Consider the following 14,261-nt stretch of genomic DNA (forward strand, 5'->3'; position numbering starts at 1 on the left):
TGTGACGCAAAGAGGGAAGCTCGTGAACGAAACGCGGAATCGCACCTCAAGTCTTACGAATCATCTCCTCTGCGCAGCTCTCGCGCTCGGTAGCTTCTTACCGGGCGCGTTTGCGCAGACCGCCACTCAAGTCCCGCCCGCAGTCGACCAAAAAAACACAACTGCCGATCCATGGTGGAAGCACGGCGTCATCTACGAGATCTACCCCCGCAGCTTTCAGGACACCGACGGCGACGGCATCGGCGACATCAAAGGCATCACCTCACGCCTCGACTACATCAAGCAACTCGGCATCGACGCCATCTGGATCACCCCCATGTACCCGTCGCCCCAGATCGACTTCGGCTACGACATCGCCGACTACACTGCCATCGATCCCCAGTACGGCACCATGGCCGACTTCGAGCACATGACCGCGGAAGCCAAGCGCCGCAACATCCGCGTCATCATGGACTACGTCCCCAACCACACCTCCGACCAGAGCGCATGGTTCAAAGAGTCGCGCTCCTCCCGCGACAATCCCAAACGCGACTGGTATATCTGGCGCGACCCCAAGGGCTACACCGCCGACGGCAAACCCATCCCGCCCAACAACTGGCAGAGCTGGTTCGGCCACTCCGCATGGGAGTGGGACCCAACCACGAAGCAGTACTACTACCATCACTTCTACGTCCAGCAGCCCGACCTCAACTGGCGCAACCCCGAAGTCATCAAAGCCATGATGGACGTCCTCCGCTTCTGGATGAACAAAGGTGTCAACGGCTTCCGCGTGGACGCCGTCTCACGCCTCTTCGAAGACCCCAACCTCCACGACGACCCCATCCAGCCCGGCCTCAACGCATTCGGCGACCCCAACATCCAGCACAAGTACACCGACAACCTCCCCGAGGTTCACGACATGCTGCGCGAGATGCGCAAAGTCATCGACGAGTATCCCGGCAATCCGGTCCTCATCAGCGAAGCCGACGAGCCCAACATCTTCGAGCTCTCCAAGATGTACGGCGCGAACAACGACGAGGTCCAACTCCCAATGGACTTCCAGGTAGCCGACGTCAACGAGCTCAACGCCCCCAAATTTCGTCAGCTCCTCGACGAGGTCGAAAACAATCCCGCCCACGGCCAGCCATACTTCTTCTTCGGCAACCACGACCAGGACCGCATCTGGGACCGTTACAGCATCGGCGTCAACGACCCCGCCATGAAGGCCCGCATCGCTCGCATGATGGCCGCACTCCTTCTCACCTCGCGCGCCACACCGCAGATGTACTACGGCGACGAGATCGGCATGGTCACCACAACACCCACCCGCATTGAGGACGTCAGAGACCCCGAAGGCATCACCGGCTGGCCAAAGCAAAAAGGACGCGACGGCGAGCGCACCCCCATGCAGTGGGACACCTCGAAGAACGCAGGCTTCAGCACCTCCAGCACCACCTGGCTGCCCGTCGCCCCCGACTACAAGACCGTCAACGTCGCCGCCGAGTCTCCCGACCGCGAATCCATGCTCAACTGGTACACGCGCCTCATCGAGCTACGCCGCACCAACGCCGCCCTCTACGAAGGCAGCATGCAGATGCTCAACCCAAACGAAAACGTAGTCTCCTACCTGCGCAAAGGCCCCGCCGGCAAACCCTCCGTCATCGTAGCCCTCAACTTCTCCGACAAGCCACAAACCCTCAAGTACGACTACACCGCGCTAGGCCTCACCAAGGGCGCAACCAAAACACTGGAAACCAACGACCCATCACTCACTCACGCCCCGCTCACCAAACCGGTCACCCTCGCTCCCTACGCAACCTGGATCGCCGAGGCCCGGTAGAAAGCCCAGTAAAAATCAGCAGCCTTAACCCGCCAACTGCTATCTACCAGGAGCCGAAAACTTCAGTTGTTTGCCAACGGGCAAACTGCTCTAATAAAGAGAACTTTCAGAAAGAGCATGATGTTCTCTGCCCCTATCCCAGACAATGATGCGGAACGAATAGCGACGCTGCATTCGTACGGCATTCTCGATACCCCGCCAGAAAAGGGCTACGAGGACGTAACTGCGTTTGCGACATATATCTGTGCGACCCCATACTCAACCATCACATTCGTCGATGGAGAGCGTCAGTGGTTCAAATCTGAGGTCGGCTTTGGAACAAACGAGACGGGGCGTTCCGACGGCTTCTGCGCTTGCGCGATCCTCCGTCCGGAAACTCTGATCGTCGAAGACACGCTCCTCGACTCTCGCTTTTCAGAAAATCCTTTCGTGCAAGGTAGCCCGCGGATTCGTTTTTACGCCGGTGCTCCCATCGTGGCTCCGAACGGGCATATCCTTGGCACCGTCTGCGTGTTCGATGACAAGCCGCGCAAACTTTCTTCGATGCAAATCGCAGCTCTGGAATCACTGGCTCGACAGGTTCAGGTACTCCTTGAGCAACGCAAGATGGTCTCACGCCTCACAGCGTCGCTCGCCCTTTCGAAAGAGGTCGAGCATCGTCTCGGTGTCCTGGCCGCTATTGTTGACTCGTCGGACGACGTCATCCTCAGCAAGGATCTCAACGGCATCATCACCAGCTGGAATGCTGCCGCAGCACAACTATTTCAGTACTCCGCAGAAGAGATCATCGGAACTTCTGTCCTGAAGCTCATCCCTGAGGCGCTCAGAGGCGAAGAAGAAACAATCCAGGACAGTATCCGCGCTGGCAGGCGCATCGAGCACTTCGAGACGAAACGCATCACCAAAAGCGGAAAACTCCTCGACGTCTCGATCACCATATCTCCCGTTAGGGACTCAACCGGCGAGATCGTGGGGGCTTCCAAAATCCTGCGCGACATCTCGGGTCGCAAACGATTCGAAGAGAGCCAGCAATCGATCTCGAAGAGGTTGGCTGAAGCCGCCGCCATCGTCGAATCATCCGATGACGCCATTCTGAGCAAAAACCTCAACGGGATCATCACAAGCTGGAATCTCGCCGCCAGCAGAGTCTTTGGTTTTACCGCCGAAGAGATAATCGGTGAATCGATCTTAAAGCTCATTCCCGAAGAGCTTCGATCCGACGAAGCGCTCATTATCGGAAAAATACGTGCCGGAGAACGCATCGATCACTTCGAAACGGTACGTCTCACAAAAGACGGCCGCCGCATCAACGTCTCTCTTACCGTGTCACCTGTCAAAGATGAACAAGGCCGCGTGATCGGCGCCTCTAAGATCCTGCGTGACATCTCAGACCGCAAGCGGATCGAACAATCCTTGCTCCAGGCCGAGAAGATCGCCGCCGCAGGCAGGATGGCCTCGACCATCGCGCACGAGGTCAACAACCCTCTCGAAGCCATCACAAACCTGCTCTTTCTTCTGCGATCTTTCATCACCGATGCAACAGGTATGGAGTTTCTGGCGACTGCTGAAAGTGAAATCGCGCGGGTCTCCCATATCGCGAAACAGACGCTTGGCTTCTATCGCGAACACAACACAGCAAGCTCGAATTCGATAGCCGATCTTGTAAAACACGCAATCGCGATCTACGAACCGCGTTGCGCACTCAACGGAATCACGATCAGGAAGTCCCTCGGCTCCGCAAAAAAAATAGTCCTGCGACGCGGAGAGATCATGCAGGTTATCTCGAACTTGATCGCAAACTCGATGTACGCCATGCCCTCGGGTGGCAGTCTCTCCGTCTCAACCGAAGACGCTGGCGGCTCCGAAGATGGCGTCGTCGTCGCAATTCAGGACACCGGCGTAGGAATCGCTCCAAAGGATATCTCCAGGGTCTTCGATGCCTTCTTCACCACCCGCAGCTCGATCGGAACCGGAATCGGGCTGTTCGTCGCAAAACAATTTGTCGAAGGACATGGTGGTCGAATTGAATTGGAGAGCAGGCAGGGTCTGGAGGAACACGGAACCACGGTGCGCATCTACCTGCCGCTCCACACGCCGTATGATCCAGACTCTCGCTCAATAAGCGCAAACAGCTTAGACCAAAATCGCGCGGCTCTCAGCGAGACGTCTTCGATGCTCAGATAGCCGAAGACCGAATCCTGCGCTGCCGCCATCGCACAATAGAAGAGCGTCCAAGATTAGACTACTGTCCCTGACGGCGTGTTATTCTACCGTCCAACTTCCCAGGGACAATTCAATGAGATTTTTAAGCCTTTTTCTTGCTGCTCTTTTCGCGACCTCCAGTGCAATGGCCGCAAGTGACCCGTTCATCGGGACGTGGGTCTACAACGCTGAGAAGAGCCCGAAACCAATCATCACCTACGGGATCAAGGACCTCGGCGGAGATCGTTATGCCCTGACCGGGAGTTCCGGCGAAACCACTGAAATCAGGGCGGACGGCGTCTCCATCAAGTCGCCTTCGGGAGCGACCGTCTCATTCAAAAAGCTCGATGACCACACATGGCAGATGGACAGAGTTGACTCTCGAACGATGAAGAGAACATACACAGTCTCGTCTGACGATAAAACGCTGAAACTTGTTGATGTCTTTACGGCGCCCGACGGCGGCGGGGAAAAGACAACGACTGTCTATACGAGGACCAGTCCGGGCAAGAGCCTCTTTGGCGAGTGGAAGTCAGTTTCCATGGAAGAGAAGGTATCTGGACCTCCGGAAAAACTCATTATTACGCCCTATGAAAAAGACGGCTTGAGCCTGACTTCAGCATCCAGCAAACATCGGACGGACATGCAATTCGATGGGAAGCAATATTTCGATATAGCTCCCGATGGGTCGAAAGGTGATTCTTCATCGGGAAAGCGAATCAGCGATCATGTCATTCAAACGCAGGATCAGGTGAATGGGAAGCCTGACAGCACGACTGAATTCACAGTGTCGGATGATGGCAAGACATTGACGATAGTCAACAAGTCCATCAAGACAGCTGCGGTCTTTACAAGCGTCTGGGACAAGGAATGAAAGCAGTCTAAATCCACCGCAATGGATTGGAAACCATACAAGACTCATACGACCGGATCCCGCGCTGCATTACCCACCTGAATACACGACCCGAGTCAGTTGGCGGATTGAACTTGAATATCGTGCACTAAGGGCGATTTCGGCAACGTTTTTGAATGTCAAGCTCCCAAATCACTCAACTCACGCCAACGCAAGCACTTACGCCTGGCGCATGAGTTCCGGTTCAAACCGTATACTGGATTCAGAGACATAAAAAGTCCCGCTTTCGAGCGGGACTTTCTCATTGATCCAGCTAAACCATTTAGAAAGACATATTTACCTGTAACCGTCTCAATATCACGTATTTACGGAGGGTCAATTTTGTATATCGTTGATCATAGGTAACTTATGAGGGATACCGGGGGGGCACCCCCTACCAGTGAAGGGTGACAACCTGCCCCTGATAGCCCGTTCCCTCCGTGAACTTCACCGTCAATTGGTCCAGGCCATCACCCGCATGCCCACCGGTCACACTGGAAATCGCACCGCCATCGGCATGAAGATTAAGCTTCGCCGCATTCCGGCGAACCTTAATCTCAACAACCGAACCCGCCTCAGCCTCCAGCTCCAGCTTCAACGAGTGTGAATCGACGGTCTCGCCCAACACCTTCATCTGAGCAGTTCGAGCACCCGGCAACGGCAGCCCATGCGGCACCGCAACCTCCACAGCCGGCAATGCAAAAACCGCCGAAGCACCATCGGACGCGACCTTCGAGCCTTTCACCACGCTGGCCAGCCGAACCGCAGGACCCGAGACACTCGAAATCTTCACCACCAGACTCTGCCCCTGACGCTGGTACGTGAGCGAACAGACAGACGCCCCGACATGAATTCGCTCCACCGAAGCATCGTCCCAGTCCGCAGGAAGATGCGGATCGAGCCGAACGACCCCCAAAAGCCCATCCACATCGATACCAAACAGACCACGCAGGGCCGGCGTAATCACCATCGCCGAGGACCACAACTGATGACTCGTACTCCGGCCAAACGGCTGGAAGAACGCACCCGACAGCAGCTCCGTCACCGCCCCCAGATCCTGAGCCGTAGTCAGATCCGCATTCTCCATCAGGTGCTCATACCCGGCCAGCGGATGCCCCGCACGATACTCCGCTACCGACTCCCACCCCGTAAACAACGGCCACACCGATCCCTGGTGATAGCTGATCGGATCGTAGACAGGATCGCTCTCCGCCACATCTCTCAGCCCCCAGTCGGTCGAAAAATCATGCGAAGCCCATCGCCGAAAACTAGCGTCGGAGTGTGCCAGCCCGGCACCACCATTCCACCACGCAATCGCCGGATAAACCGTGGCACTGCGATCAAGACTCCCATCGGAATTTCGACTGAAAGCATAGGCCCGACCGGCAGAGTCGTAGTACTCCGTCTCAATCTTCTTCGCCAGATCAAGCCCACGCGTCGCAGCCGCGTCCGCAGTCGCCTTATCCTTCAGCAACCCTGCAAGCTTCGACATCGCAACCGAAGCCTGCTGATCGAGCAGCGCCAGATAGATCTCCTGATGCGGCATCCCCGTCGGCCAACTCTCCACCCACCCGGTCCCCTGGGAGTTGTCATAGATTCCATCGCCATCGGAGTCATGCAACGTCTCAAAATGCCAGGCTTTTTCAACAATCTCCCGATGTTCGCGCAGAAAATTCACGTCTCCGCTGCTCTGAACATAGTCCAGCATCGCCGTCAGAAACAGCGGCGTCGAATCAGCCGCTGCATAAGCGTAAGAAAAGTCCTTCCAAACAAACGAAGCCGCAGTCTGCGGATATTCATGCATGATCTTGCCGTCATCACGCTGCCGCTTCATCAGGAACTCAAGCTCCTCACGAGTCAGCTTGAAGTCGCCAAAGCCATTTACCGCGTAGAGCGTATACAAACTGTCACGCCCGAAGTACCAGCCAAATCCAGGCCGCGCCGAATCGCCCGAAGAGTAATATCCCGCAACCAAACCGATCTCACCGCTTGGCTGAGCCTTCGCCCTCAGCTGCTCAATCGACGTCTCAGCCCACGCAAAGTCCTCGTTCAACCCCACATCAGGAGTACGAATCGCAGTCAGACTATCTCTCATCTCCGCGTAGCGAGCGGCATGCTTCGCGTACACCTCAGGCAAAGAGGCATTCAACCGCTCGAGCTTCCCCTGCAGCGCGCCACTAGTCGCAGTCTCCACGGTATTGCCCATCGCCATCAGCAACGGGAAGTAACGATTCGTATCCCGCTTCGGGTCATAGTGCAGCTTCAGCTCCAGCGGATAGAACTTAGGCTTCTCCTGGTAAGGAGCCAGAATCCCCGACTGCGCAGTAGGCATTGCCACCGCTCCCGCCAGATCCGGGAAGTCCGTATGCAGCACATACAGTCCACCCTCCCCCGCCTTCACCCACTCCGCCGACGGCCCCCCCTGGCTACGCTGCGGCCACATCGGCCGCATCTCCGGTGTAAAGCTGAAGGTTAGGTCCATCGGCCGAGTCGAATCGATCTGAAACAACACGACCGCGCCAGTACCATCCACTGCGTCATCCGGCGCGAACATGATCTGCCTCACCGTGAAGGCAATATGTGAGTACGTAATCACGGTCTGATTGGGAAACACCTCAATCTCCGCCGCATCTGCATTCAGATCGATCGGCACCGAATAACCTTCAACATCGGCTCGAATGGCAAAGTGGCTGAGTAGCTTGACGGGGAGCACCCAAGCCTCGAAGGTTCCCTCCTGCTCTCCGAGTATCGTGCCCCGGATTCCTGCTACCGTAAAAGGCTTCCCCGATTCAACATGCTGCCGGATAGCAAGCCCATCTCCTTTGATTGAAAAAGTATCAAGCGAGCGCATTGCGGCAGTCTGAGCGCTCGCAATTCCGCCAAGCATCAGAACCACCCCGAAAACAGCTCGCATGTTGCCTCCGTCACTAAAGGATCACCAGTCTACATGTTGCGGCGACCTCTCCTCACACAGTACGATTCGACTGATATGAGGCCGAACATGCTCCGTAAGGTTCTACACTCCGTCTTGTTGCTTGCCATAGCAGGGACTGCGTATGCGGCCTTTCAAACTGCGCCTCCAGATAAGAGCGGTGCGGTCGCGCCTACCCGGACGAAAGTGATGCCCCCTATCGAAGCAGCTAAGTTTCTTCCGAATGAGGTCTTTTTCCGCGGGCAGAGTGCGCCGATTCAAGCCAGAAACTCCAGTGGCGTGCAATTTGGCAGAGACTCAGTACTACTCGTTGCGCTCGTGGACACAGCTGGCTATTCGAGCGCGTTACAGGAGAAATATCAGGCCTACCTCATAACGGAAACGGCCATAGAGATTGAAGGTCACAGACTCGCCGCAGGCGCGTACGGCTGCGGCTTCCTCGCTGCTGACGCCTTCGTCGTCATGGACATCGGCGGCCACGATCTGTTTTCCGTCAGTTCCGCAAGAGACGCGGATCTACGCCGTCCGACACCTCTGCAGATCTTTCCAGCGACCGATGGTTCAGGATACCGGCTATATTTTGGTCGAAACTACGTTAAGTTTACGCAAGCACCTCTGTGACGGGCCAAAACCCTGTCTCCACTCATGATTACAATCGATGTCTGAGATGCGATTCTTTCAAGTACGGTCGCTGATGCTATGCGGTGTCATGGCGACCTCTCTTTCACTGGCCCGAGCACAAACTGTGGCCACACCGCCCGCGACTTCAGCGACTTCCGCAGACGAAAGATTACAGTCCGCTGAGGAAACCTTCCGCGCAGGATCCGCGGCCTATCAGCATAACGACCTGCACTCGGCACATGTGCAATTCGAGAAGCTGGTGCTGATGGTCCCGGAGGTCGCAGCCGGTCACAGCGCATTTGGCACGGTATTGCTCGCTGAAGGAGATGCCGCATCCGCTCTGGTGCAACTTGAACTGGCACACCGGCTCGACCCTCAGGATGCAGGCGCAATACTCAACCTCGCAATGACCTACGAACAGCTTCGCGATTACGCAAAATCAGTTCAAATGTTCCAGCTTCTCGATCAAACAGGAAGCGGTCCGCCGCAAAAGCTAACACCCCACGCTTCGATCACCTACGCCACCGCACTCAGTGCTGTTGCAGAACCAGAAGCCGCGCAGAAGCATCTCGAAAAAGCTCTGATCGACTCGCCTGATAACGCAGCGTTGTATGACACCCTCGGCACGGTCCTGGCACAGCAGGAGCACTATCCTCAGGCCAGCGTTCAGATCCAGCGAGCCATCTCGCTGGACCCAACACTCGCATCTGCCCACTTTCATCTTGGCTCGGTCTACCTCAACCAAGGCGATACATCTGCGGCCGTCAAAGAACTCACCAAAGCAACTGATCTTGCCAAGGATAATGTCGAGTACACGTTGCAATACGGAAGGGCTCTTCGAGCAGACAATCAGGACGATTCAGCCCTCACTGTTCTGCGACATGCGCTCAGCCTCAATCCCACATCAGTGGACGCGAAGTACGAACTCGCTCTCACTCTGCAAGCAAAAGACAACGCCCGTGAAGCTCTGCCCCTGTTTGAACAGGTCGTCATGGCGCGACCTCAGGATTTCTCTTCGCTCACAAACTTAGGCCTCGCTCTGGTGCAGACAGGTGACGCAAAACGTGCAATTCCTATCTACATTCGCGCCTTGACGATCAATGGGCAAAGTGCGACGCTTCGCCAGGACCTCGGTGTGGCTTATCTCCAGCAGAGTGATCTCGATCATGCGATGGAACAGTTCCGTGCCGGTCTTGCCATAGAGCCAGACAACGCATACCTCCACTACGACCTCGGGCTTGCTCTCAAACTAAAAGACGATGCTAGCGCAGCAGTTCCGGAGTTCGTACGGGCCGAGGAACTCGACTCTAAGTTGCCGGACCCGCCCTATACGCTTGGTGTTCTTTATCTACAGTTAGGCCGCTTCACCGAAGCCCAATCTGAACTTGAAAAAGCCACGGCACTGAGTCCAGACAATGGCAATGCCTGGGCGATACTAGGGAACGCTTATAGAGAATCCGGCGAGTTGCAGAAGGCAGCACCAGCCTTACGGCGGGCAATCGAATTGCTACCAAATCAACCCAGCCCGCATATCGGCCTTGCCGCAATTCTGAGCCAACAGGGCGACACGGTCGGGGCAGCAGCCGAACGGAAGAAGGCCGCAGACCTAAGCCGTATTGCCGTGAGCCGTCAGCGCGCCAACTTCGCTCTCGATTCCGGCAAGGCCCTCCTCAAAGAAGGTAAAGTCTCTGATGCTCTAGTACAACTTCAGGCAGCGGTAGAAGCCGATCCGAATTATGGAGAAGCACATTCCACCTTGGCAGATGCATTCGACCGCCAAGGCAGAAGTGCCGACGCTGCGCTCGAACGACAGAAGGCTCAGAAACTTTTACCGGCTACTTCGCCAGGCGCCACTCCGCCTGCCAACCCGTAGAATCAACGCTTATCCGCGCTTCAAAAAGCACATTGCCGCAACGCCAGATGCTCTCTATACTCAGTGGACTACTTTGAGACTCTTTCTGCGCCGCGGCTATTTGTATTTACAAGAATCCGGTAAATGGAGAGCTCTGAACGTCATCACCGGGTTGCGGCCCGGAGGAGTGCCCTTTTGAGTTGGTCCCGCCGCAGTTTTTTTACTTCGCTTTCTGCCACTGCGCTAGTCCTTACGCTCGATGATGTTCTCGCTTTGGGAATACCAGCCAATCCTCAATCGGCTCCTCAAACAGGATCGCGCCCCACCTACGACGCCGTGGCCCGTCCTGCACCTAAGGGCCTTCCTTCTCCAATCGCCGGCACTCCGCTTGGAGTCAGCTTTATCGACGTAGCTCGGCAGTCGGGCCTCAACGCAAAGACGATATACGGGGGCGAACACAAGAATAGGTATCTTCTCGAGACGACCGGCTGCGGTGTCGCGTTCTACGACTACGATCACGACGACTGGATCGACATCTTCCTAGTAAACGGCACACGACTGGAGGGTTTTCCCAAAGGACAGGAACCCGTATCCCATCTCTTCAAAAACAATCGCGACGGCACCTTCACCGATGTCACAATCAAAGCCGGCCTTGCACGGGGAGGATGGGGCCAGGGCTGCTGCGTTGGCGACTACAACAACGACGGCTGGGATGATCTATTCGTCACTTATTACGGCCAGAACGTTCTCTACCGCAACAACGGCAATGGCACCTTCACCGATGTGACCCAGAAAGCTGGATTACTTCAGTCCAAGACGCGATGGAACTCCGGCTGCGCCTTTCTCGACTATGACCGCGACGGCCATCTCGACCTCTTTGTAGCTAACTACATCGACTTCGATATAAAAACAGCCCCACTTCCAGAGGCCGCAGGCTGCGCTTACAAAGGTATTCAGGTGGCATGCGGTCCTCCTGGCCTGCAAGGCGGTAAGAACATTCTCTATCACAACAACGGTGATGGAACCTTTACGGACGTCTCGCAAAAAAGCGGCATGTGGGACACCATTGGCACCTACGGTCTCTCCGTGGCTGTCTCCGACATCGATGGCGACGGTTGGCCCGACATCTATGTGGCTAATGACTCCACCGCGGCAACCTTCTATCAGAACCAGAAAGACGGAACGTTCAAAGATGTAGCCATCGAGTCCGGCATCGCATACTCTCCGGACGGCAAGCCCCAGGCGGGCATGGGAGTCTCTATTGGCGACTTCAATCGCGACGGCCGCTTCGATATTGTGAAAACAAACTTCGCCGGCGATACCGATTCGCTGTATGTCAACCTGGGCGATGGAAACTTCGACGATCACACCTACCTATCCGGCTTAGGTGTTAATACGAGATACCTCGGCTGGGGCGTCGGCTTTTTCGATATGGACAACGATGGCTGGCCAGACATCTTCATCTGCAATGGCCACGTTTACCCAGAGGTCGACGGAACCAGCATTGACGCCCCGTACGCTCAGCACAAGTATCTCTACCGCAATCTTCGCAATGGACAATTCGAAGAAGTCACCGCGCAAGGTGGTCCAGGCATCAATACGCCAGCGCCCGGTCGCGGCTGTGCCTTCGGCGACTACGACAACGATGGTGTCCTTGACGTAGTCGTGAACTGTGTAAACAGCCTTCCTCAGCTACTCCACTGTGATTCGGCAACAGGCCGTAATTGGATCAAGATTCGAACAGTCGGCACAAAATCGAATCGGACAGGCATCGGTGCAAAGATCAGCGTCACGACATCAACACCGGACGGGGCAAAACCTTTTATTCAAATCGACGAAGTTCGCAGTGGAGGCAGCTACTACTCTCAAAACGATCTTCGCATTCACTTTGGTCTCGACCACTCCGCAAAAGCAGACTCAGTAGAGATCAAATGGCCATCCGGTACAACCGATAAACTGACAGACCTCGCAGCGAACCACCTTTACGTCATACAGGAAGGTGGAAAAATTCTGAGGACCGTAGCGATGGGCGCTTCGATATCATCAACTCCCAAACCACCCACTCCCCCACCACCCGCAACGAAGCCATGAAGCCGCTAATCGCTCTGCTCTCGAACTGCGTTTTCATCTTCTCAACGATTGCTCTCGCAGGTCAGGCCTATCCCGCCTCGACCGATCACGCGCCTCCTGCGTGGTTCGTTGATGTTGCAGCGAAGGCTGGTATTACCGTTCGCAACGTCAATGGAAGCGTCGACTCCAAACGCTACATCATTGAAGCAACCGGCTCAGGTGTTGCCATATTGGACTACGACCGCGATGGTTGGCCCGACATCTTCCTCGTCAACGGCACCGACCTTCCGAGCAAGAGCACCAGCAATAAAACTACGCAGAATAAACCCTCAAACCACCTCTTTCACAACAACCACGACGGCACCTTCACTGATGTCACAGTGAAGGCAGGCTTAATCTCCACCGGATGGGGTCAGGGAGCATGCGTCGGAGACTACGACAACGATGGATACGACGACATTTACGTTACCGGCTACGGCAAAAACCGGCTCTTTCACAACCAGCGTAACGGCACCTTCAAAGAAGTAGCCGAGCAGGCCGGCGTTGCTGGAACGGGCAAGGAGTGGGGTACCGGCTGTGCCTTCGTCGACTACGACCGGGACGGCAAGCTAGACCTTGCCGTCGCTAACTACGTCCACTTCGACCTCGCGCACACGCCGACGCCTGGCCAGACAGCTGGATGCATTTGGAAGGGCGTACCTGTCATGTGTGGCCCTCGCGGTCTTGAGAGCGCACCGAACATTCTGTATCACAATCTCGGCGCAGGAAAGTTTGAAGACGTCAGTAAACCTAGTGGATTCGAACACACTCAAGGTCACTACTGCTTCTCCATCACGACGCTGGACTACGACGATGATGGATGGCCCGACCTTTACATTGCCTGCGACTCTACGCCCGCCATCCTCTATCGAAACAACCACAACGGCACCTTCACCGACACTGCCGCGGACGTCGGCGTAGCCTTCAACGAAGACGGCCGCGAGCAGGCTGGCATGGGCTCGACTTCAGCCGACTACGACGGCGACGGCAAGCTGGACCTCTTTAAAACCAACTTCTCCGACGATACCTCTACCCTCTACCACAACAACGGCGACGGCACTTACACTGATGCAACCTTCGCCGCTGGACTCGGCATCAACGCTGACGCCCTCGGCTGGGGAGCTATGTTCGCTGACGTAGACAACGACGGATGGCCCGATCTTCTCGTCGTTAACGGTCACGTCTACCCCGAGGTTGACTCAGCTAAACTCGGCTCTTTCTATCGTGAACCTCGCTTCCTCTACAGCAATCTTGGCAATGGCAAGTTTCGCGATATCACAAAGACATCCGGCCCTGGGCTTGCTGATTCGCGGTCGAGTCGCGGCCTGGCAGTCGGCGACCTCTTCAACGACGGTCGTATCGAAGCGGTCATCAACAATCTCAGTGACAAGCCGATGCTCCTCGTCAACCTAGCAAAAAATCAGAATCACTGGCTTGGTCTGCGTCTTATAGGTACGTCCTCTAATCGCGACGCGATAGGAGCGCGTGCAACCTTGAAGTCTGCAAACCGCCTTTGGGTCGATGAGGTTCGGAGCGGTTCCAGCTACAACTCGTCGAGCGATCTGCGCCTTCACTTTGGCCTCGGCGCCGAGACGCACCTTGCAACCGTTCAGATTCGATGGCCAAGCGGAATGACAGAGTTCTACGACGCTCCTGCCGAGGTTGATCGGATCGTTGAGTTGGAAGAAGGGAAAGGCCATGAGGCATCAACAGGCAGCCAATCACCATCTGCTGCTAAGCCTTAAGCCCGCGCTCTGATTACGGCAGCAGGCAATCCGGCTCCGTGTGATAAACATGATGCTGCGAGCGTCCATTAGATTCTTACGCTGAGGAA

General features: G+C 55.9%; 8 protein-coding genes. 7 read left to right on the top strand and 1 reads right to left on the bottom strand.

What is annotated here, in order from left to right; translation table 11 throughout:
- The first annotated feature begins 22 nt into the window (after positions 1-22).
- The 3 genes from RBB82_RS08425 to RBB82_RS08435 all read left to right on the top strand — a co-directional run bounded on the left by RBB82_RS08425 (position 23) and on the right by RBB82_RS08435 (position 4,895).
- The gene (locus tag RBB82_RS08425) at positions 23-1,819 is read left to right on the top strand and encodes an alpha-amylase family glycosyl hydrolase (RefSeq protein ID WP_433974675.1); all 1,797 of its coding nucleotides are present in this window, start codon (positions 23-25) and stop codon (positions 1,817-1,819) included.
- Between the two features lie 117 nt (positions 1,820-1,936).
- On the top strand, positions 1,937-4,003 hold the full coding sequence (locus RBB82_RS08430; RefSeq protein ID WP_433974676.1) for a PAS domain S-box protein: 2,067 nt from the start codon (positions 1,937-1,939) through the stop codon (positions 4,001-4,003).
- 112 nt (positions 4,004-4,115) lie between these two features.
- A complete protein-coding gene (locus RBB82_RS08435; RefSeq protein ID WP_433974677.1) occupies positions 4,116-4,895 on the top strand; it encodes a hypothetical protein in 780 nt (259 codons plus the stop codon).
- Between the two features lie 412 nt (positions 4,896-5,307).
- On the opposite strand, the gene RBB82_RS08440 is transcribed toward RBB82_RS08435, so the two are convergent.
- Positions 5,308-7,827, bottom strand: coding sequence for an amylo-alpha-1,6-glucosidase (locus RBB82_RS08440; RefSeq protein ID WP_433974678.1), 2,520 nt, complete (start codon positions 7,825-7,827; stop codon positions 5,308-5,310).
- Positions 7,828-7,914: 87 nt separating this feature from the next.
- Here RBB82_RS08440 and RBB82_RS08445 point away from each other — a divergent pair, with 87 nt between their 5' ends.
- The 4 genes from RBB82_RS08445 to RBB82_RS08460 all read left to right on the top strand — a co-directional run bounded on the left by RBB82_RS08445 (position 7,915) and on the right by RBB82_RS08460 (position 14,172).
- The gene (locus tag RBB82_RS08445; protein WP_433974679.1) at positions 7,915-8,466 is read left to right on the top strand and encodes a hypothetical protein; all 552 of its coding nucleotides are present in this window, start codon (positions 7,915-7,917) and stop codon (positions 8,464-8,466) included.
- Positions 8,467-8,554: 88 nt separating this feature from the next.
- Positions 8,555-10,339 (top strand): tetratricopeptide repeat protein, encoded by a 1,785-nt coding sequence (locus RBB82_RS08450; RefSeq protein WP_433974680.1) that lies wholly within the window; start codon positions 8,555-8,557, stop codon positions 10,337-10,339.
- A 174-nt stretch (positions 10,340-10,513) separates the two neighbouring features.
- Positions 10,514-12,409 carry a CRTAC1 family protein gene (locus RBB82_RS08455; RefSeq protein ID WP_433974681.1) on the top strand — a complete coding sequence of 632 codons (1,896 nt, stop codon included), beginning with the start codon at positions 10,514-10,516 and terminating at the stop codon, positions 12,407-12,409.
- The gene (locus RBB82_RS08460; RefSeq protein ID WP_433974682.1) at positions 12,406-14,172 is read left to right on the top strand and encodes a CRTAC1 family protein; all 1,767 of its coding nucleotides are present in this window, start codon (positions 12,406-12,408) and stop codon (positions 14,170-14,172) included. The genes RBB82_RS08455 and RBB82_RS08460 overlap by 4 nt, the downstream gene beginning before the upstream one ends.
- Positions 14,173-14,261 lie beyond the last annotated feature (89 nt).

Origin of the sequence: Tunturiibacter lichenicola, from assembly GCF_051013355.1 — a bacterium.
GTDB lineage: Bacteria > Acidobacteriota > Terriglobia > Terriglobales > Acidobacteriaceae > Edaphobacter > Edaphobacter lichenicola_F.

What these genes read in the sequence shown, in the direction of transcription:
- RBB82_RS08430 (WP_433974676.1), top strand. Translation starts at nt 1,937, where the DNA reads ATGATGTTCTCTGCCCCTATCCCAGACAATGATGCGGAACGAATAGCG.
- RBB82_RS08435 (WP_433974677.1), top strand. Translation starts at nt 4,116, where the DNA reads ATGAGATTTTTAAGCCTTTTTCTTGCTGCTCTTTTCGCGACCTCCAGT.
- RBB82_RS08440 (WP_433974678.1), bottom strand. Translation starts at nt 7,827, where the DNA reads ATGCGAGCTGTTTTCGGGGTGGTTCTGATGCTTGGCGGAATTGCGAGC.
- RBB82_RS08445 (WP_433974679.1), top strand. Translation starts at nt 7,915, where the DNA reads ATGCTCCGTAAGGTTCTACACTCCGTCTTGTTGCTTGCCATAGCAGGG.
- RBB82_RS08450 (WP_433974680.1), top strand. Translation starts at nt 8,555, where the DNA reads ATGGCGACCTCTCTTTCACTGGCCCGAGCACAAACTGTGGCCACACCG.
- RBB82_RS08460 (WP_433974682.1), top strand. Translation starts at nt 12,406, where the DNA reads ATGAAGCCGCTAATCGCTCTGCTCTCGAACTGCGTTTTCATCTTCTCA.